The organism is Kitasatospora sp. NPDC034035, assembly GCF_055575755.1.
In genome coordinates, this window is sequence record NZ_JBVISA010000008.1 from 227,167 (window position 1) to 244,926 (window position 17,760).

Consider the following 17,760-nt stretch of genomic DNA (forward strand, 5'->3'; position numbering starts at 1 on the left):
TGAGTGAGATGAATGATTGTCATGTGAACTGCCGTATTTGTGAGGCGAGTTGATGGTCAGCCGCCGCCGCCCCGTGCGACCAGCCCGGTCTCGTAGGCGAGGACCACCGCCTGCGCCCGGTCGCGCAGGTTCAGCTTGGCGAAGATCCGGGCCACGTGCGTCTTCACCGTCGACTCGCTGAGGGTGAGTTCGCGCGCCAACTCGGTGTTGGAGAGCCCGCGTCCGAGCAGGGCGAGCACCTCCGCCTCGCGCGGGGTGAGCGGGGCGAGGTCGCGGTGCAGCGGCGGGCCGTCGGCACCGGGAGCCGGACGCGGGGCGCCGGCCGCGAAGCGCTCGACCAGCCGTCGGGTGATCGAGGGCGCGAGCAGGGCGTCCCCGGTGTCCACCAGCCGTACGGCGGCGGCGAGGTGGGCGGAGGTGACGTCCTTGAGCAGGAAGCCGCTGGCCCCGGCGGACAGGGCGGCGTAGACGTAGTGGTCGAGGTCGAAGGTGGTCAGCATGATCACCCGGCAGTCCGGTACCCGGGCGAGGATGCGCCGGGCGGCCTCCAGGCCGTCCATGCCGGGCATCCGGATGTCCAGCAGGGCGACGTCCGGCCGGTGCAGGACGGCGGCGGCCACCGCCCCGGCGCCGTCGCCGGCCTCGGCGACCACGTCGATGCCGCGCGCGGTCAGGATCATCCGGAAGCCGGTGCGGACCAGCTCCTGGTCGTCGGCGATCACCACCCGGGGGCGGCGCTCCTGGTGCTCTTCCTCCACGGTGCCCTCCGTCGTCTGCTCCGTCGTCTGCTCCGTCGTCTGCCCGGTCGCCCGCGCTGTCGCCCGCTCCGTCACGGCCGGTCCAGCGGGATGCGGGCGCGGACCCGGTAGCCGCCGCCGAGCCGGCGCCGGGCGTCCAGGTCCCCGCCGTACACGGCGACGCGCTCGCGCAGGCCGATCAGCCCGCGCCCGGCGCCGTCGGCCGGCCGCGGTGCCGGGGCGGGCGCGCCGGGCGGGGCACCGGACAGCACGCTCGGCCCGCTGTTCAGCACCTCGACCCGCAGGAAGTGGTCCGCGTAGCGCACCGTCACCTCCGCCGTCACCCCGTCCCCGTGCTTGAGCGCGTTGGTCAGCGCCTCCTGGACGATCCGGTACGCCGTCACGTCGATGCCGGCGGGCAGCGGCCGGGGCTCGCCGGAGATCCGGACCTCGACCGGCAGCCCGGCGAAGGCGAACCGGTCGATCAGCGGGCTCAGCCGGCCCAGGCTCGGCTGCGGCGCGAGGTCCTCCCCGTCCGCCTCCTCGCTGCCGTCCGCGGCGGGGGCGAGCAGGCCGAGCAGGTGCCGCAGTTCGGTCATCGCATCCCGCCCGGCGGCCTCGACGGCGCCCATCGCCGCCGCCGCCTCCTCGGGCATGGTGGCCAGCACCTCGCGCGCCGCCCCGGCCTGCACCACCATCAGACTCACGTTGTGGCTGACGATGTCGTGCAACTCGGCGGCGATCCGCGCCCGTTCGGCGTCCACGGCGGTACGGGCGGCGCTCTCGCGCTCCCGTTCCAGCAGCCAGCCGCGCTCGCCGATGGCCGCCCGGTGCAGCCGCCGCGCCCGGGCCAGCGCCACGGCCAGCCAGCCCGCGCCCACGCCCGCCGTCCCCGCCACCGCGACGGCGGCCCACTCCAACCCCGTTCCCCACACGGCGCCAGCTTCCCAGGTCACGGCATGATCCACATCATCCGGGAGTGCCGGGCCCGTACATCCCCGGTACTACGGCCGCCCGCGGTTACACCTCGGGTGGGACGTACCGGCGGGGCGCCCGCGCCTACCGTCGTCCACCATGAGCAACGACCACGACGGGACCTCCCGGCCGGACGACGCGCAGGTCGTCGTCGAGCTGTCCGGGGTCCACAAGGAGTTCGGCGACGCCAGGGCCCTCGACGGCGTCGACCTGCGGATCCGGGCGGGCGAGGCGGTCGCCGTGATGGGCCCCTCGGGGTGCGGCAAGTCCACCCTGCTGAACATGGTGGCCGGCCTGGACCGGCCCACCTCCGGCACCGTCCGGGTCCAGGGACAGGACCTCGGGCAACTGAACGAGACCGGCCTGGCCCTCTTCCGCCGCCGACACGTCGGCATGATCTTCCAGTTCTTCAACCTGATCGACGACCTCCCGGCCCTCGACAACGTCGCCCTGGCCGCCCAGCTGACCGGCACCACCGCCCGCCAGGCCCGCCGCCGCGCCCTGGAACTGCTGGACGAACTCGGCGTCGCCCACCGCAAGGACGTCTACCCGGCCGCGCTCAGCGGCGGCGAGCGCCAGCGGGTCGCGGTGGCCCGGGCCCTGATGAACCGTCCGGCCCTGCTGCTGGCCGACGAGCCGACCGGCGCGCTGGACAGCCGCTCCGGCGAGCAGGTGATGGACCTGCTGATCGACCTCAACCAGATCGGCCAGACCCTGCTGATCGTCACCCACGACCCCAACCTGGCCACCCGCTGCGCCAGCCGGCTGGTCGAGGTCGCGGACGGCAAGGTGGCGCGCGAGCGGATGCTGGAGGCCCAGTCGTGAGCGAGCGAAGCGAGGGAACCGTCAAGAGGTGCGTGTTGCGCGAAGCGCCCGCCGAGCGCAGCGAGGTGGGCGCATGAGCGGGGCCGTCTGGCGGGCGTCGCGGGCGGCGGTGAAGCGCCGCCGGGTGCAGACCATCGTGATCGGCCTGGTCGTCTTCTGCTCCACCGCGACCGTGCTGCTCGCCCTCGCGGTGATCAGCGCCGCCCGGGCCCCGTTCGACGCCGCCTTCGAGGCCGAGCACGGCGCCCACGTCAGCGCCGTCTTCGACCCGGCCAAGGCCTCGGCGGACCAACTGGCCGCCACCGCCCACCGGCCGGGCGTCGAGGCCGCCGCCGGGCCCTTCGACCAGGCCGTGGTGACCATCCCCACCGACTGGGCCGGCCACCCGCCGGGCCCGCTGACCCTGGTCGGCCGGCCCGACCCGGCGGCCGCGCCGGTGGACCGCGCGGAACTGCTGTCCGGCCGCTGGGCCACCGCACCCGGGGAGATGGTCATGGCCACGGCCGGGGGCTCCGCAGAGGGACACATCGGCACGTCGATCACCACCGGCACCGGGCTCAAGCTCACCATCGTGGGCTCCGCGTCCACGATGAGCCAGTCCGCCGGCGGCTGGGTCACCCCCCAGCAGGCGGCCGCCCTGCACCCCACCGGCCGGCAGATGCTCTACCGTTTCACCGACGCGGGCACCGAACAGCAGCTCACCACCTCGCTCGCCAACGCCACCGAGGGCCTGCCCGGGGACGCCGTCGCCAGCGGGCAGTCCTACCTGGTGCTCAAGCAGGCCTTCTCGGCGGGCGCCGACGCCTACCTGCCGCTGATGACGGTCTTCGGCGTGCTCGGCCTGATCGTCGCCGCGCTGATCATCGGCAACGTGGTCAGTGGTGCGGTGGTCTCCGGCTACCGGCACATCGGGGTGCTGAAGTCGATCGGCTTCACCCCGCGCCAGGTGGTCACGGTCTACCTGACCATGGTCTCGGTGCCCGCCGTCGTCGGCACCGTCCTCGGCACGGCGGCCGGCTGGGCGGCCGCGTACCCGATCCTGCTGACCGCGTTCAGCGGGATCGCGACCGGCACCGCCGTGATCGAACCGGCCGGCTGGCTGCCGGTCGCGACCCTGCTCGGCGTCCCGTTGCTGGTCGCGCTCGCCGCCTTCGTCCCCGCCTCGCGGGCCCGCCGGCTCTCCGCCGCCGAGGCCATCTCGGCCGGCAGCGCGCCGCGCGGCGGGCGCGGCCTCAAGGTCCAGCGTTGGCTGAGCGGCACCCGGCTGCCGCGCGCCGTCAGCCTCGGCCTCGGCCAGCCCTTCGCCCGCCCGGCCCGCACCGCGCTGACCATGGCGGCGATCGCACTCGGCGTGGTCACCGTGACCGTGACCACAGGGGTGACCGGCACCCTGGCCAAGTCCATGACCGCGTCCGACACGTACACCCACATCAACGTGCAGACCGGTGCCTTCTCGGACAACAAGGTCGCGCCCCGGCTGACCCAGGAGCAGACCGAGGCGATGCTGCACGCCACCCCCGGCGCCGACCGGGTCTCCGTCCGCGGCCTCCTCCGGGTCGCCGTCGCGGGCCAGCCGCAGCTGGTCTTCGCCAACTTCTACGGCGGCGACGCCATGGTCGACCACCGGCGGCTCGACGTGGTCGAGGGCCGCCCGGCGACCGGGCTGGGCGAGGCCGAGGTCGGACCGGCCTTCCTCGACCAGCACGGGCTCAAGCTCGGCGACAAGGTCACCCTGCTGCTGGACGGCCGGCAGACCACCGTCACCATCGTCGGCGAGGAGGCCCAGGGCAACGCCAACGCGCTCACCTCCAACGCCGCCACCGCAGCTCTGCTCACCTCCGACCCGCACGTGGTCGAGTACGACGTACGGCTCGCCCCCGGCACCGACGCCAGGGCCTACCGGGACGCGGTCTCGGCGGCCGACCCGAGCCTGTCGACCTCGGTGGTCACCGCGGGCACGGAAGGGTCGATCGTCGCGATCCAGTCCTTCACCACGATCTTCACCGTCCTGCTGTCGGTGGTCGCCGCGCTCGGCGTCTTCAACACGCTGCTGCTCACCATCCGCGAGCGCCGCCGCGACCTCGGCATGCTCAAGTCGATCGGGATGACGCCCCGGCAGGTCGTCGCCATGACCATCACCTCGGTCGCCTGGCAGGGCGTGGCCAGCGGGATCATCGGCATCCCGGTCGGGATCCTGGTGCACCGGGTGATCGTCGAGAACGTCCGGATCATCCACTTCACGGACTCGATGATCGACGTCTGGGGCGCCCCGCTGCTGGCCGCCCTCGCCCTCGCGGGAATCGCGATCGCCGTCCTCGGCGCGCTCGTCCCGGCCCGCTCGGCGGCCCGGCTGCCGATCGCGGAGGTGCTGCACAACGAGTGAGGTTCTGCACAACGAGTGAGGTTCTGCGGGAGCGGACGGCCGGGCGAGGAACCGCCCGGCCGTCCGTCGCGTCCCAACTCCCGTCGACACCCGGGGAGATGAGGCGAGTGCCCGTCAGCCGTAACGGATTGGGCCCGAGGGCGGCCGCCACGCTCGGCGGCGTCGTGCTGTTCCGACTCGGGCAGAGCCTGCCGCTGCCCGGCGTCGACCCGGCGGTCCTGCGGCGGGTCGCGGACCGCACCCAGCCGGCCGACCAACTGCGCGGCCTGGCGCGGCCGACGGGTACCGGTTCAGCGGCGCGAGCCTGCTGGTGGCGGCCGGTACGGCGCTCGGTGCGGTCGGGCAGCTGATGCGGGACGTCCAGCGGGCGGCGGTGCCGCGCCGTGTCGCCGAGTGGGCGAGGCACCCCCGGTCGTGACCGTATGGGCGCCTATCATCGCGCCATGGCCACCGCTGAGCTGATCCGCATCGTCTCCCGCTCCTCGCCCATGGCACTCGCCCAGGTCGACCGGGTCCGCGCCGAACTCGCCGCGCTGCACCCGGACCTGCGTACCGAGGTGGTGCCGGTCACCACCTCGGGCGACCGCTGGACCGGGGACCTCGCCGCCCTGGGCGGCAAGGGCGCTTTCACCAAGGAGGTCGACGCCGCGCTGCTCGCCGGGGAAGCCGACGTCGCCGTGCACTGCCTCAAGGACGTGCCCGCCGACCGCCCGCTGCCCGCCGGCACCGTCTTCGCCGCCTACCTGCGCCGGGACGACATCCGCGACGCCCTCGTCCATCCCGGCGGCCTGACCCTGGCCGAACTCCCGCCCGGTACCCGGATCGGCACCTCCTCCGTCCGCCGCACCGCCCAACTCGCCGCCGCCCACCCGCACCTGGAATGCGTACCGATCCGCGGCAACGCCAACAGCCGGCTCGCCAAGCTCGAGGCCGGCACCGTCGACGCCCTGCTGCTCGCCGTCTCCGGCCTGGAGCGGATCGGCGAGCAGGCACGGATCACCGAGGTCCTCGGCATCGAGGCGATGTGCCCGCCGATCGGCGCCGGGACCCTCGTCCTGCAGTGCCGCGAGGACGACACCGCGACCATCGACGCCGTCACCACGCTCGGCCACCACGACACCTGGCGCGAGGCGGCGGCCGAGCGGATGTTCCTGCACGTGCTGCAGGGCCACTGCAACAGCCCGATCGCCGGCTACGCCAAGGCCGAGCCGGACGGCCGGCTCTCCCTGCGCGGCCGGGTCTTCACCCCGGACGGCAAGCGGGTGCTGGACGCCCACGAGTGGGCGGGCGCGCTCAGCCCGGAGGACCTGGGGACCTCGGTGGCCCTGGCGCTCAAGCGGCAGGGGGCGCAGGAGCTGATCACCTCGATCGCGCACTGAATCGCGCACTGGGTCGCCTACTGAATCGCGCACCGAATCGCGTACTGGATCGGCTACTGAATCGCGCACGGCGCGCGGCCGTGCTCCCGTTCCGCGGCTGCTTCGTTCCAGTGGGTGTGATCGTCAGAGTGCGGCGGCGGCAGCGCCGGCAGCCCGGCCGAGGCAACACCTTTCCCGTCGCGAGAACCGAGCAGCCGCGTGGGGCGTCCGTTGAGGCGTGATCAGTGCGGTGATCGGCGGGATGCCGATGTTCTGGCCCGGGCTGCTGCTCTCGCTGGCGCCCGCGGCCCTGCTGAACCGGCCGGTGGGGCGGCTGTTGCGGGCCCACTGGGCGGTGGGCTTCGTGCTGCTGCTCGGGCTCGGCGGGGTGGTCGTGGCGACGCTGCTGCCGGAGGCGTTCCGGCTCTCCGAGGACGCCGTCCGGCACTGCACCGTCGAGGGCGGGCGGCCGCGCTCGCCGTACGAGCTGCTGCACGTCCGGCACATCGAGCTCAAGCTGGCGACCTACGCCCCGGTCGGCTTCGCGGCCGCGCTGGCGGGGACCCGGCGGCGGGCGACGACGGCGCTGTTCGGCGCGGCGGCGCTGCCGTTCGCGGTGTCGGCGTTGCAGTACGCGCTGCCGGTGATCGGGCGGACCTGCGATGTGCAGGACGTCTGGGACGGGGTGCAGGGGGTCGCCCTGGGCGCCGCGGCGGGGTTGCTGGTCGGGCCGGTGGTACGGGCGGTGGCCCGGCAGTCCTGGCGCCAGGCCTGAGCGTCGGTCACCGTCGCACGGGTAGCTCCTCGGTCACCGTTCCTCGGGCATCGCTCCCTCACCGTTCCTCGGGCAGCCCGTCGGGAAGCTCGTCGAGGAGCGGGAAGAGGCGGGTGACGGCGGCGACCGGGCGGGCGTCGGCGGGGCGGGCGGCCGGGTCGGCCTCGCGACGCCGGTAGCGGGCGAGGACCTGGCGGACGGCCTCGCCGACGGCCGAAAGCTCGTCGGGGGTCAGGTAGACGACGGCGCTGAAGGCCTCGTCGTGCTGCCAGTCGGCGGGGGCCTCGGCGCGCCGGGCGAGCCAGCGCCGGTAGCTCTCGTCCTCCAGGCCGCGGGCCAACGCGCCGAACTGGTCTTCCGTCCGGTCTTCCACCCGGCCTTGCGCCTGGTCGTCCGGGACGGGCTGCTGCTCGTGCGGCAGGCGCCACGGCCGGGCCCGCCCGTCGGTGGCCGGGGCCTCCTCGATCAGCCCGTGGCGGGCCAGCTGCCGCAGGTGGAAGGAGCACAGGCCGGAGCTGTAGCCGAGCCGGGCGGCCGCCTCGGTGGAGGTGAGGGTGCCGCGTTCCGCGAGCAGCTCGAGCAGCGCGGTGCGGACGGCGTGCTCGGGGAGGGCGCCGGTTCTGATGAGGTCTTCGGTCACTTTGCAAAGTCTGCTACTTTGCAAAGCTGACAGCAAGCCGTGCCACCCCCGAAGGAGCACCCGTGTCCGAGCTGCGCGAACGCCCGACCGTTCTGCGGATCACCGAAGTGGGGGAGGAGATCCTGCGCCGCACCTGCCGCCCGGCGACCGAGGACGACTTCGGCAGCGAGCGCCTGGCCCGGCTGATCGACTCCATGTTCGCCACCATGTACGTCGCCGACGGCTGCGGCCTCGCCGCCAACCAGGTGGACGTGGACCTGCGCCTGTTCGTCTACGACTGCCCCGACGACGACGGCGTCCGGCACGTCGGCCACGTGCTCAACCCGGTGGTGGACGAGCAGGAACCCGGCCGCCGCCTGATCGAGGACGCCGAGGGCTGCCTGTCCGTGCCGGGGGCGGACACCCGGCTCGCGCGGCCGGCCCACGCGGTCGTGCGCGGCGTCGACCAGCACGGCAATCCCGTCACCATCGAGGGCACGGGGTACTTCGCCCGCTGCCTCCAGCACGAGACCGACCACCTGAACGGCCACCTGTACCTCGACCGGCTCTCCGCCCGGGACCGGAAGCGGATGATGAAGCAGACCGCCGACCGGCGCGAGAAGGTGTTCGCCGAGCGGGCCACCAGGGCCGCCAAGGCCGCCAGGGCCGCCAAGGCCGCCGAGGCCGCCGAGGCCGCCGAGGCCGGGCGTTAGGGCGACGCGGTGACCGACCCCGCCCACCTCGCCGCCCACCTCGCCGCCGTCCGGGAGTCGTACGACACCGTCGCCGCCGACTACGTCCGCCTGGTCGTCCCGCCGGAGGGCATGGACCCGGTGTCCAGGGCGATGCTCGCCGCCTTCGCCGAACTGGTCCGGGCTTCGGGCGGCGGCGAGGTCGCGGACCTCGGGTGCGGCCCGGGGCGGGTGACGGCGTACCTGGACGGTCTGGGGCTGTCGGCCTTCGGCGTGGACGTCTCGGGCGAGATGGTCGCGCTCGCCCGCCGCGCGTACCCCGAACTCCGGTTCCGGCAGGGCACGATGACCGCCCTCGACCTCCCCGACGGCGCCCTCGGCGGCATCCTCGCCTGGTACTTCGTCCACCACACCCCGCCCGAGCTGCTGCCCGCACTGTTCGCCGAGTTCCACCGCGCCCTCGCGCCCGGCGGCCACCTCCTCCTCGGCGGCCACATCGGCGACGCCCGACTGCACCCGGCGACGGGCTACGGCCACCCGGTCTCGTACACCTCCCACCTCGTCCCGGCCGACCGGCTGGTCGAGCTGCTGGCCGGGGCCGGCTTCACCGTCACCACCCGGCTGGAACAGCCCTGCCCGGGCCACCCGGACCGCGGGTACGTCAGCCTGCTGGCGCACGGGTAGTCGGCTCCGTCAGGGGGCTCCTGCCACCAGCCGTTATGCTCCGGGGCCATCGCGCGGGAAGTCGGCGTGGCCGACTTCCCGCGCGCGTGCATCGCTGGGCCGGATGACTATGTAGACCGACCGTCATATCCGTGCCGCAAGTGTCGCGCGAGAAGTCGACCGGGCCGACTTCCTGTGGGTGTAGCTGCCCCTGGTGTGCGGGCGGGGGCTGGTGGTTCCGAAGGCTGAGGGCGCGGTCAGTCGCCCGCGTTCCCGGTGACCAGGGAATCGGCGAGCCGCTCCGCCGTGGCCGGGTCCAGTGGTCCGTGGCCGAGCAGGAAGCGGTACCAGAACACCCCGTAGACCTGGTCCACGATCAGCTCCAGGTCGGCGTTCCCGGCCAGTTCGCCGCGCTCGCGTCCCCGGGAGAGGAGTTCGCGCAGGGCGGTGCGGCGGGTGGCGGTGAAGGTCTGCATGAGCTCGGCGAGGTGCGGGTCGCGGGCGGCCTCGCGGGCGAGGGTGCGCAGGGCGGAGGCGGTGGTGCTGCGCTGGGCGGCGTCGAAGGTGGTGGCGACGAAGGCGCGCAGGTCGGTGCGCAGGGTGCCGGTGTCGGGGCCGTGGACGTCCTGGTCGGCGCGGTCGGTGAGGGCGTCGAGCAGGACGGCGCCCTTGGAGGGCCACCACCGGTAGACGGTCTGCTTGCCGACGCCGGCCGTACGCGCGATGGCGTCGATGGTGACGGGGGTGCCGTCGGAGTCGGCGAGCAGGTGGAGGGCGGCGTCGAGGATCGCCCGGTGGGCGGCCTCGTTGCGGCGGCGTCCGGTGTGCGGGCGCGTGGACGGGCCCCGCTCGGCCTGCTCGGTCGCCCGGTCGGCCTGCTCCGGCTGGTCAGCCTGCTCCGCGCGATCCGCTCGGGGTTCGGTCTCGCTCATGGTCGCCCTCTCTTCCTGCCCCGTTTTCTTGCCCCTGCTTGACAAGACTAGCAGTCTCGACAAACATCATTACCGGAACAGACGGTCTCGACAAGTTGAAAGGCCCCACCATGAGCACTGCGTCAAACCACTTCGCCGGACAGCACGTCGTCGTGATGGGCGGCAGCTCGGGCATCGGCGAGGCGGCCGCCACCGCCTTCGCGGCGGACGGCGCCGAGGTCGTGGTCACCGGCCGTGACCGCGAGCGGCTGGACGCCGCCGTCGCCCGGATCGGGGGCAAGACCACCGGCCGTCAGCTGGACGCGGCCGACCCCGCCGCCGTCGCCGCCTTCTTCACCGAGGAGGGCACCGTGGACCACCTGGTCGTCGCGGTCAGCGGCGCGGCCGGCAGTGGCCCGTTCGCCCAGCTCGACCTGGCCGACCTCGCCACCGGCTTCAACGCCAAGTTCTGGCCGCAGGTCCGCGTCCTGCAGGCGGCGCTGCCGCACCTGCGCAACGACGGCTCGGTCACCCTGATCACCGCCGCCTCCGCCCGCGCCGCCATCCCCGGCACCGCAGGCCTGGCCGCGATCAACGGCGCGCTGGAGGCGATGGTCCCGCCGCTGGCCGTCGAGCTCGCCCCGCTGCGGGTCAACGCGGTCTCGCCCGGCGTCATCGACACCCCGTGGTGGGACCGTGTCCCGGCCGAGCAGCGCACCGCGCTCTTCGAGGGCCTCGCCGCCACCACCCCGGTCGGCAGGGTCGGCCGCGCCGAGGACGTCGCCCGGGCGATCCACATGCTGGCGGCCAACACCTTCGTGACGGGCGTGGTGTTCGACTGCACCGGTGGGGCCAACCTGCCCACCGGCCGCTGAGCCGGCGGCGGCCCGCTCCGGGGCGGCTTCCCGGGGCGGGCCGTTGTCACGGGTCGCACAGGTCTCACAGCTCCCTGGGGTGGCTGCTACGACAGGTGGGCCGTCACCTCACCACTCCGCCACCCGGTAGTCCTTGAGGAACACGCCCGACACCGGGTGCCCGGCCTCGCCCCGGACGATCGGGTCGTACACCCGGGCCGCGCCGTCCACGATGTCCAGCGGGGTGCGGAAGCCGTGGGCGGCGATCCGGGCCTTCTTGGGCGCCGGGTTCTCGTCGGTGATCCAGCCGGTGTCGACGGCGCACATGTGCACGCCCCGGGTGGCGAGTTCGGCGGCGCTGGTGCGGGTGAGCATGTTGAGCGCGGCCTTGGCCATGTTGGTGTGCGGGTGCCGGGCGGTCTTGTTGCGGACGGCGAACCGGCCCTCCACGGCCGTGACGTTGACGATGTAGCGGGCGGGCTGCGGGGAGGCGAGCAGCAGGGGCAGCAGCCGGTCGCAGAGCAGCGCCGGGGCCAGGGCGTTGACCAGCTGGGTCTCCAGGATCTCCGCCGGGTCGAGCGAACCGAGCGTGGCGGACCAGGAGTTGGCGGCGGCGAGGTCGGGCAGCAGCCCGGCCTCGTCCGTCAGGTCGAGCAGGGATCCCATGCCCGAGGGGAGTCGGGGCGTCCCGGCGAGCGGCCGGAACCCGGGGGTGTGGCCGATGGCCCGGCGGTCGGCGGCGGGCAGGGCGTCCTGCTCGCCGGCGGCCAGCAGTGCGTACGACTCGGGCGGGCGGCGCAGCGTCTGGGCGGCGTTGTTGACGAGGATGTCGAGTGGGCGTCCGTCGGCGCGCAACTGCTCGGTCAGGCCGAGGACTTGGCGCGGGTCGCGGAGGTCGATGCCGACCACGGTGAGGCGCTCCCACCAGCGCTCGCTGCCCTCGGCGGCGCGGAAGCGGCGGACGGTGTCCTGGGGGAAGCGGCTGGTGACGATGAGCTCGACGCCGTCGCGCAGCATCATCAGGGCGAGCTGGAAGCCGATCTTCACCCGCCCGCCGGTGAGCAGCGCGCGGCGCCCGTGCAGGTCGGTGGCGAGGGCTCGGCGGGCGGTGTTGTCGGCCGAGCAGTCCGGGCAGAGCATGTGGTAGAAGCCGTCGACCTGGCGGTAGGCCTGTTTGCAGACGTAGCACTTGCGCGGTATCCGCAGCTCGCCGACGGGCCCGCCGCCGGGTGCGAGCGGCGCGTCCTCGCGGCGGTGCCGGCCGCCGGTCGCGGTGGCGGCGAGCAGTGCGGCGTCGGCGTCCCGGAGGGCCTGCCGCGACTCCTGGCGGCGGCGCTTGCGGCTCTCCATCACGAAGGAGCTGAGCTGCCGCTCGGCGTGCAGCCGGGTGCGGTCGTGGGAGGGGAGTGCGCGGAGGCGGCCGAGGGTGCGGCTGAACGCGGCGAGTTCCTCGGTGGTGAGGCCGCCGGCGCAGGCGGCGTCGCTCGTCGGATGGATGGTGATCAGCTGGTTGTGGTCGTCCCGGACCGTCATGTCCGCTCCCTCGTGCCGTACAGGTGGGAGGGACAGTAGCCGACGGTCCGGGCCGATGAGATGTCAATTTCCCCCGGGTGCTCGGCCGCAGTCGGGCGTGGGCGAACCGACCCGCAGCGCCGGTGGCCCTGACCCGGCCGGCGTTCCGGAGCCGGCACCCCGGAACGGTGATCAGCAGTCGGCAACCCGCTGGTCAGCCCGCGTACTGGGCGAAGAGCTTCGCGAACTCGTACGGCTGCTGCGGGATGTTGGTGCACTTGGAGAGCGAGCCGCCGGTGCAGGCGTTGGCGTCCCGGGTGGCGTCCCAGAAGGCGAGCAGGCCGAGGTGGTTCTGCTTGGCGAAGGTCACCAACTGCTGGGCGGCGGCCTGGTTGTAGATCTGGTGGTCGTCGTTCTCGCCGATCATCGGGGTGACGCCGACCATGGCCCACAGCTGGGCGTCGGTCTTCGCCGGGTAGAGCGCCTTGAGCTGGCCGAACAGCGACTGGGCGGCCTGGACGGCGGCGTTGCCGTAGTCCGTCCCGCTCCGGTAGTAGTCCATCGCCATGATGTTGACCAGGTCGGTGTTCACTCCGGCGTCGCGGGCCGACTTGGCGATCGCGACGCCTTCGGCGGTCAGGCCCTCGGGCAGGACCGGCAGGGTGAAGGAGACCTTGAGGCCGGGGTGGGCCTGCTGCAGCCTGGCGAGCGCGGCGGAGCGGCGGTCGTTGGCGGCGGTGTCGGCGATCGCCGCGCCCTCGATGTCGAAGTCGACGTAGCGCAGGTCGTAGGCCTTCACCACGGCGTCGTACTCGGCGAACAGCGAGTCCACCGAGGTGCAGGCGGCGGCGAGTTCGGTGCCGCCGGCGCCGCCGAAGGAGACCTTGACGTCGCCGCCCGCCGTGCGCAGGGCGTCGACCTGGTCCTTGGCCCAACCGGTGCGCGGGTCGTAGGCGTTGAACCAGCTGGCCTTGCAGCCGACGCCGGTGACGAAGCCCATCGTGTAGCCCTTGAGGTGGCCGGCCTTGGCCAGGTCGGGCATGGACGGGGTGGGCCAGGCGCCCATGTCGATGTAGGGGGCGACCGGGAGCGGGACGTTCGGCGGCGGGGTGCTCGGGCCGCCGGTGGGCGTCGCGGTGGGCGTGCCGGTCGGGGTGGCGGTGGGCGTGCTCGAACTCGGCGGCGGGGTGCTGGGGCCCCCGCCGGGGCCGGTCAGCGTGATGTCGTCGGCCAGGTAGCCGCCCTGCCCGTACCAGCCGTGCAGGTACACGGTGATGCTGGTGGTGGCCGGGCCGGTGGTGAAACTGGTGGACAGCTGCTGCCAGTCGGCGCCGCCCGGGGTCCAGGTGGCCGGGTCGGTGACGCCGCTGCCGGTGGCGCCGAGGTAGACGTACTGGCCCCGCACCCAGGCGCTGAGGCTGTACGTGGTGCCGGGCCGGACGCTGACGGTCTGGCCGCACTGCGCGGTGTCGCTCGCGCTCACCGCCCCCTTCAGTGCGTACGTCCCGCTGTGCGCACCGGAGTTGACGACGCTCCCGGTGCCGGCGGAACAGCTCCAGGGGCTGGGCTCGGCGCTCTCCAGGCCGCCGTTGGCGAGCAGGTTGCCGTCGGCGGCCCCGGCGTTCCCGGCGAGGACGGCCAGGCCGCCGGCCGCCAGTGCGGTGGCGGCGGTGAGGCTCAGCAGGGTGGTCCGGCCGGTGGGGCGGCGGTGCGCGGGGGCGTGCTGGGGCGCGCTGGGCATGGGGGTGCCTCTCGGGACGTGGGGGCCGCCCGCGCCGCGAGGGGGGGAGAGACGCGGGGCGGGCGGCCTGGGGTGGTCCGGTGCGGGGGAGCGCGGTGCTGAGCATCAAACTGGACTAGACCAGCTGTGCACGTCAAGCACTTCCCGGCACCGGACGCCTCGCCGAGGGCAGGTTTTAGGAAGGGTTAAGGCGGGGCCCGGGACGGTGGCGGCCCGCGGGTCGGTCGGTCAGCCGCAGCAGGGCTTGCACTCCTTGACCTGCACGTTGTCGATCACCGGTCCGTACGCCCCCGCCACGGTGCTGGCGAAGGACAGCGTGGTGGACGAGTTCTGGGCGACGAAGCTGAACTGCCGCCCCACGTAGCCCATCGCGGCCCTGGTCTTGCCGGTGGAGTCGAAGGAGAAGTCCTGGAAGTCCTGACCGTCGATCAGGGCCCGGCCGGTCTTCAGCGCCAGGCCGCCCGCGGGGTTGGAGGCCAGCGCGTACGTCACCGAGTAGGTGGCGCCCGGGACGGTGGTGAAGGTCTGGGCGACGGTGCCGCTGCTGCCGCCGTTGAGGTCCAGCGACTGGTCGCCCTCGGCGGCCTGCCAGAAGCCCGCGCCGCTCAGGTCGACGCTGCCGCTGACGACCTGCCACGGGCCGATGACCTGGCCGGCGCTGAACTCGGTGAAGGCGTTCGCCGGGGCCTTGGGCGTCTCGAAGCTGCCGTCGTCGAAGTGACTGAGCGCGCGGTGCCCGCCGGCGGCCTGCGCCGGGACGGCGAGCGCGGTGGCGGCGGCCGCGAGCAGGGCGACGACGGTGACGCGGGTGCGCGAGAGCTGCATGGGTCCTCCCCGATGGGATGTGAGGTGTGAGGCGATGAGCCGATGATCGGCCGTGCACAGAGCGTCGACCGTCCCGGTGGGCCCTGCCAAGGCCGGACGGGCGGCGCCCGGTGGTGCGGGGTGCTCGCGCGCGGGCTCTCGCGCGCCGGTTTGGCGGAGGGGTACCTGTGATGACCCGGTGAAAGGTCCGGGGGCGAACGACGGGGGGTTGACGGCCGGGTCTTCCTGCCTGGTGGTGAAACCGGAATCGTGCGCCCCGCCCGCACCCCCCGCGGTGAGCCGATGACCGTACGAACGGACTTGACCTTGAGTGCACTCCAAGGTGAAAGCTGAAGGCGTTGATCACGCACCACCACGCGAATCACTGCGCGAACCGCCACACGAACCACGACACGAACCACCGCGAAGACAACACATGGGAGCACCGTCATGCGCAAGGCCTCGTTCGGTACCAAGGGCCCCGAGATCGGCGTCATCGGCCTCGGCTGCATGGGCATGACCTGGGCTTACGACGTGCAGAACCGGGACGACGAGAACTCCGTCCGGGTGATCCGGCAGGCGCTGGACCTCGGCGTCGGCCTGATCGACACCGCCGACATGTACGGCCCGTACACCAATGAGGAGGTCGTCGGCGCCGCCCTGGCCGGCCCGTATCGGGAGCGCGCCTTCCTGGCCACCAAGGTGGGCATCGTCCCGGGCGGCAACGGCCAGCAGGAGCGCAACGGCCGGCCCGAGCACGTGCGCCGCTCGATCGACGAGAGCCTGCGCCGCCTGGGCACCGACCACGTCGACCTCTACCAGCTGCACCGGGTCGACCCGCAGGTCCCGATCGAGGAGACCTGGGGCGCGTTCGCCGAGGTCGTCGCGGCGGGCAAGGCCCGGAGCATCGGCCTCTCCGAGGTGACCGTCGAGGAGATCAAGCGGGCGCAGTCGGTGCACCCGGTGGCCTCCGTGCAGAACGAGCTGTCCCTGTGGACCCGGGACGCGCTGGCCGAGGTCCTGCCGTACACCGAGGAGCAGGGCATCGCCGTCCTGCCGTTCTCCCCGCTCGGCCGGGGCTTCCTGACCGGCAGCATCGCCTCCTTCGACGAGCTGCCCGCCGACGACTTCCGCCGCCGGCTGCCGCGCTTCCAGCAGGACGCGCTGAAGGCGAACCTGGCGCTGGTCGGGAAGGTCCGGGAGGTCGCCGAGCGGATCGGTGCCACGCCCGCGCAGGTGGCGCTGGCCTGGGTGCTGGCGCAGGGCCGGTACGTCTTCCCGATCCCGGGCACCCGGACGCCGCGCTACCTGGTGGACAACGTGGGCGCGGCCGAGGTCGTGCTCTCGGCGGCCGACCTCGCCGAGCTGGACGCGCTGCCGGCGCCGACCGGCGGGCGCTACTGACCGTCGGGCGCTACCGGCCGTCCCGCACGGACCCGGTCCGTTCCTTGACCCACACCAGCTGCCGTCCGGTCTCGCCCGGAGCCCGGACGGCGGCCGCGGCGACCCGGTCCAGCCGGTAGCCGAGCTTGCGCGGGACGGCCGCGCTGGCGGCGTTCGCCCGGTCGCAGTGGATCTCGACCCGGGTGATCCCGGGCAGGGCCAGCGCGGCCTCGGTCAGCGCCCCGGCCGCGGTGGTGGCGATGCCCCGGCCGACGTGCCCGGCGCCGACCCAGTACCCGATCTCCAGTGCGCCCGGGCCGATCCGCCCGTGCAGGCCGACGGCGCCGATCACGGCGCCGGGTTCGGCGTCCAGGCCGACCAGGTACATGAAGTCGGTGCCGGCCTCCCAGGCGGCGGAGCCGGCCCGGGTGAGCTCGGCGGTCTGGGCCCGGGTCGGGGCCTCGGCCGCCCACTCCATCCAGGGCCGCAGGTGCTCCAGGTTGGCCCGGACGGCCCGGTTCAGCGCCACCGCGTGGGTGCTGCCGCGGCGGCGCAGCCAGAGACCGCCGGGCAGCCGCAGCAGCTCGGGCGGCCGCCCGGTGGTCGCCTCGGCCGCCGCCCGCGCCCGGTCGGCCGTGCGCGCCTCTTCGACCGGGGCGGAGTCACAGGACCGTGGCTGTGCTTGGCTCATGACGGCGATTATGTCCTTGGCCCGGACCTGTCACCATTCGGCCCGGTCGGAAGCCCCCTGATGGCGGGCGCGCATGGCGGAGGCCCCCGGCGCGCGGTCGCGGCCCCGGCGTACGGCCGCCGACCGGGGCGCGTCAGAGCCGGACCAGCACCTCGTCGAGCTCCTTGCGCCGCAGGTCCGGCACACGTGCTCCCTCGGCCGGGTAACCGACCGGAATCACGTACGCCGCCCGCTCCTCGGCCGGGCGGTCGCACACCTCGTTGAGGAACCTCATCGGGCTCGGTGTGTGGGTCAGCGTGGCCAGTCCGGCCTGGTGCAGCGAGGCCAGCAGCAGCCCGACCGCGATCCCCACCGACTCCTTGGTGTAGTACGGGCGCGGCGATCCGGGCCCCTTGTGCACCTCGAACACGACGATCACGGCCGGCGCGTCCTCCAGGAACGGCTTGCGCCAGTCGGTGCCGATCGGCGCCAGCGCGGCCAGCCACTCCTCCGACGCCCGGTGGCCGTAGAACTCGCGCTCCTCGGCCTCCGCGGCCTCGCGCAGCCGCCGCTTGCGCTCCGGGTCGGTGATCACCACGAACCGCCAGGGCTGGACGTGTGCGCCGCTGGGCGCGGTGCTCGCGGTCCGGACCGCCCACTCGACCACCCCGTCCGGGATCGGGCGGGTCGCGTAGTCGCGGACGGTCCGGCGCTGGGCCATCACCTCGTGGAAGGACCTGCTGCGGGCCTCGGCCTCGTGGGCCGGGACCGTCATGGGGGCGAGGGGGACGGTCGGGTGGGACGTCCCCGCCACGGTGCTCTCCGCCACGGTGCTCTCCGCCACGGTGCTCCCCGCCA

The 17,760-nt window shown here is 73.9% G+C and carries 18 protein-coding genes; 9 read left to right on the forward strand and 9 right to left on the reverse strand.

Features of this window, described 5'->3' with window-relative positions:
- Window positions 1-56: 56 nt before the first annotated feature.
- Both ACZ52J_RS14285 and ACZ52J_RS14290 read right to left on the reverse strand, forming a co-directional pair.
- Entirely contained in the window at window positions 57-758 is a 702-nt protein-coding gene (locus tag ACZ52J_RS14285; protein WP_465618626.1) for a response regulator, read from the reverse strand.
- Between the two features lie 71 nt (window positions 759-829).
- Window positions 830-1,693, reverse strand: a complete 864-nt coding sequence (locus ACZ52J_RS14290; RefSeq protein WP_465618628.1) for a sensor histidine kinase — start codon at window positions 1,691-1,693, stop codon at window positions 830-832.
- A gap of 118 nt (window positions 1,694-1,811) precedes the next feature.
- Here ACZ52J_RS14290 and ACZ52J_RS14295 point away from each other — a divergent pair, with 118 nt between their 5' ends.
- The 5 genes from ACZ52J_RS14295 to ACZ52J_RS14315 all read left to right on the forward strand — a co-directional run bounded on the left by ACZ52J_RS14295 (window position 1,812) and on the right by ACZ52J_RS14315 (window position 7,053).
- A complete protein-coding gene (locus tag ACZ52J_RS14295; RefSeq protein ID WP_465618630.1) occupies window positions 1,812-2,537 on the forward strand; it encodes an ABC transporter ATP-binding protein in 726 nt (241 codons plus the stop codon).
- Window positions 2,538-2,610: 73 nt separating this feature from the next.
- Complete coding sequence (locus ACZ52J_RS14300; protein WP_465618632.1) at window positions 2,611-4,920, forward strand: ABC transporter permease; 2,310 nt, start codon at window positions 2,611-2,613, stop codon at window positions 4,918-4,920.
- A 107-nt stretch (window positions 4,921-5,027) separates the two neighbouring features.
- Window positions 5,028-5,270 (forward strand): hypothetical protein, encoded by a 243-nt coding sequence (locus tag ACZ52J_RS14305; protein WP_465618634.1) that lies wholly within the window; start codon window positions 5,028-5,030, stop codon window positions 5,268-5,270.
- A 93-nt stretch (window positions 5,271-5,363) separates the two neighbouring features.
- On the forward strand, window positions 5,364-6,299 hold the full coding sequence (gene hemC, locus ACZ52J_RS14310; protein ID WP_465618636.1) for a hydroxymethylbilane synthase: 936 nt from the start codon (window positions 5,364-5,366) through the stop codon (window positions 6,297-6,299).
- A 217-nt stretch (window positions 6,300-6,516) separates the two neighbouring features.
- The gene (locus tag ACZ52J_RS14315; RefSeq protein WP_465618638.1) at window positions 6,517-7,053 is read left to right on the forward strand and encodes a VanZ family protein; all 537 of its coding nucleotides are present in this window, start codon (window positions 6,517-6,519) and stop codon (window positions 7,051-7,053) included.
- Between the two features lie 58 nt (window positions 7,054-7,111).
- Here the strand turns inward: ACZ52J_RS14315 and ACZ52J_RS14320 are convergent, their stop codons facing one another.
- Window positions 7,112-7,693: a helix-turn-helix domain-containing protein gene (locus ACZ52J_RS14320; protein ID WP_465618640.1), complete on the reverse strand. Its 582-nt coding sequence runs from the start codon at window positions 7,691-7,693 to the stop codon at window positions 7,112-7,114.
- Window positions 7,694-7,719: 26 nt separating this feature from the next.
- Between ACZ52J_RS14320 and def the strand changes: the two genes are divergently transcribed.
- Window positions 7,720-8,385: a peptide deformylase gene (gene def, locus ACZ52J_RS14325; RefSeq protein ID WP_465618790.1), complete on the forward strand. Its 666-nt coding sequence runs from the start codon at window positions 7,720-7,722 to the stop codon at window positions 8,383-8,385.
- Between the two features lie 9 nt (window positions 8,386-8,394).
- Window positions 8,395-9,048 (forward strand): class I SAM-dependent methyltransferase, encoded by a 654-nt coding sequence (locus ACZ52J_RS14330; protein ID WP_465618642.1) that lies wholly within the window; start codon window positions 8,395-8,397, stop codon window positions 9,046-9,048.
- A 236-nt stretch (window positions 9,049-9,284) separates the two neighbouring features.
- Here the strand turns inward: ACZ52J_RS14330 and ACZ52J_RS14335 are convergent, their stop codons facing one another.
- The gene (locus tag ACZ52J_RS14335; RefSeq protein ID WP_465618644.1) at window positions 9,285-9,959 is read right to left on the reverse strand and encodes a TetR/AcrR family transcriptional regulator; all 675 of its coding nucleotides are present in this window, start codon (window positions 9,957-9,959) and stop codon (window positions 9,285-9,287) included.
- A gap of 110 nt (window positions 9,960-10,069) precedes the next feature.
- Here ACZ52J_RS14335 and ACZ52J_RS14340 point away from each other — a divergent pair, with 110 nt between their 5' ends.
- Complete coding sequence (locus ACZ52J_RS14340) at window positions 10,070-10,813, forward strand: SDR family oxidoreductase (protein WP_465618646.1); 744 nt, start codon at window positions 10,070-10,072, stop codon at window positions 10,811-10,813.
- Window positions 10,814-10,921: 108 nt separating this feature from the next.
- Here the strand turns inward: ACZ52J_RS14340 and ACZ52J_RS14345 are convergent, their stop codons facing one another.
- From ACZ52J_RS14345 to ACZ52J_RS14355, 3 genes are all read right to left on the reverse strand, one after another.
- Entirely contained in the window at window positions 10,922-12,325 is a 1,404-nt protein-coding gene (locus ACZ52J_RS14345) for an SDR family NAD(P)-dependent oxidoreductase (RefSeq protein WP_465618648.1), read from the reverse strand.
- Between the two features lie 193 nt (window positions 12,326-12,518).
- Complete coding sequence (locus tag ACZ52J_RS14350) at window positions 12,519-14,045, reverse strand: carbohydrate binding domain-containing protein (protein WP_465618650.1); 1,527 nt, start codon at window positions 14,043-14,045, stop codon at window positions 12,519-12,521.
- 228 nt (window positions 14,046-14,273) lie between these two features.
- On the reverse strand, window positions 14,274-14,870 hold the full coding sequence (locus tag ACZ52J_RS14355) for a choice-of-anchor C family protein (protein ID WP_465618652.1): 597 nt from the start codon (window positions 14,868-14,870) through the stop codon (window positions 14,274-14,276).
- A 429-nt stretch (window positions 14,871-15,299) separates the two neighbouring features.
- Here ACZ52J_RS14355 and ACZ52J_RS14360 point away from each other — a divergent pair, with 429 nt between their 5' ends.
- Window positions 15,300-16,253, forward strand: coding sequence for an aldo/keto reductase (locus ACZ52J_RS14360; protein ID WP_465618654.1), 954 nt, complete (start codon window positions 15,300-15,302; stop codon window positions 16,251-16,253).
- A 10-nt stretch (window positions 16,254-16,263) separates the two neighbouring features.
- Here the strand turns inward: ACZ52J_RS14360 and ACZ52J_RS14365 are convergent, their stop codons facing one another.
- Together ACZ52J_RS14365 and ACZ52J_RS14370 are read right to left on the reverse strand one after the other, a co-directional pair.
- Window positions 16,264-16,923 (reverse strand): GNAT family N-acetyltransferase, encoded by a 660-nt coding sequence (locus ACZ52J_RS14365; RefSeq protein WP_465618656.1) that lies wholly within the window; start codon window positions 16,921-16,923, stop codon window positions 16,264-16,266.
- A 133-nt stretch (window positions 16,924-17,056) separates the two neighbouring features.
- Window positions 17,057-17,677, reverse strand: coding sequence for a nitroreductase family protein (locus tag ACZ52J_RS14370; protein ID WP_465618792.1), 621 nt, complete (start codon window positions 17,675-17,677; stop codon window positions 17,057-17,059).
- Window positions 17,678-17,760 lie beyond the last annotated feature (83 nt).

Bases quoted from the DNA above. Each gene is read 5' to 3' on its own strand.
- ACZ52J_RS14335 (WP_465618644.1), bottom strand. From the start codon at position 9,959: ATGAGCGAGACCGAACCCCGAGCGGATCGCGCGGAGCAGGCTGACCAG.
- ACZ52J_RS14355 (WP_465618652.1), bottom strand. From the start codon at position 14,870: ATGCAGCTCTCGCGCACCCGCGTCACCGTCGTCGCCCTGCTCGCGGCC.
- ACZ52J_RS14300 (WP_465618632.1), top strand. From the start codon at position 2,611: ATGAGCGGGGCCGTCTGGCGGGCGTCGCGGGCGGCGGTGAAGCGCCGC.
- ACZ52J_RS14350 (WP_465618650.1), bottom strand. From the start codon at position 14,045: ATGCCCAGCGCGCCCCAGCACGCCCCCGCGCACCGCCGCCCCACCGGC.
- ACZ52J_RS14365 (WP_465618656.1), bottom strand. From the start codon at position 16,923: ATGAGCCAAGCACAGCCACGGTCCTGTGACTCCGCCCCGGTCGAAGAG.
- ACZ52J_RS14360 (WP_465618654.1), top strand. From the start codon at position 15,300: ATGCGCAAGGCCTCGTTCGGTACCAAGGGCCCCGAGATCGGCGTCATC.
- ACZ52J_RS14340 (WP_465618646.1), top strand. From the start codon at position 10,070: ATGAGCACTGCGTCAAACCACTTCGCCGGACAGCACGTCGTCGTGATG.
- ACZ52J_RS14370 (WP_465618792.1), bottom strand. From the start codon at position 17,677: ATGACGGTCCCGGCCCACGAGGCCGAGGCCCGCAGCAGGTCCTTCCAC.
- ACZ52J_RS14295 (WP_465618630.1), top strand. From the start codon at position 1,812: ATGAGCAACGACCACGACGGGACCTCCCGGCCGGACGACGCGCAGGTC.
- hemC (WP_465618636.1), top strand. From the start codon at position 5,364: ATGGCCACCGCTGAGCTGATCCGCATCGTCTCCCGCTCCTCGCCCATG.
- ACZ52J_RS14345 (WP_465618648.1), bottom strand. From the start codon at position 12,325: ATGACGGTCCGGGACGACCACAACCAGCTGATCACCATCCATCCGACG.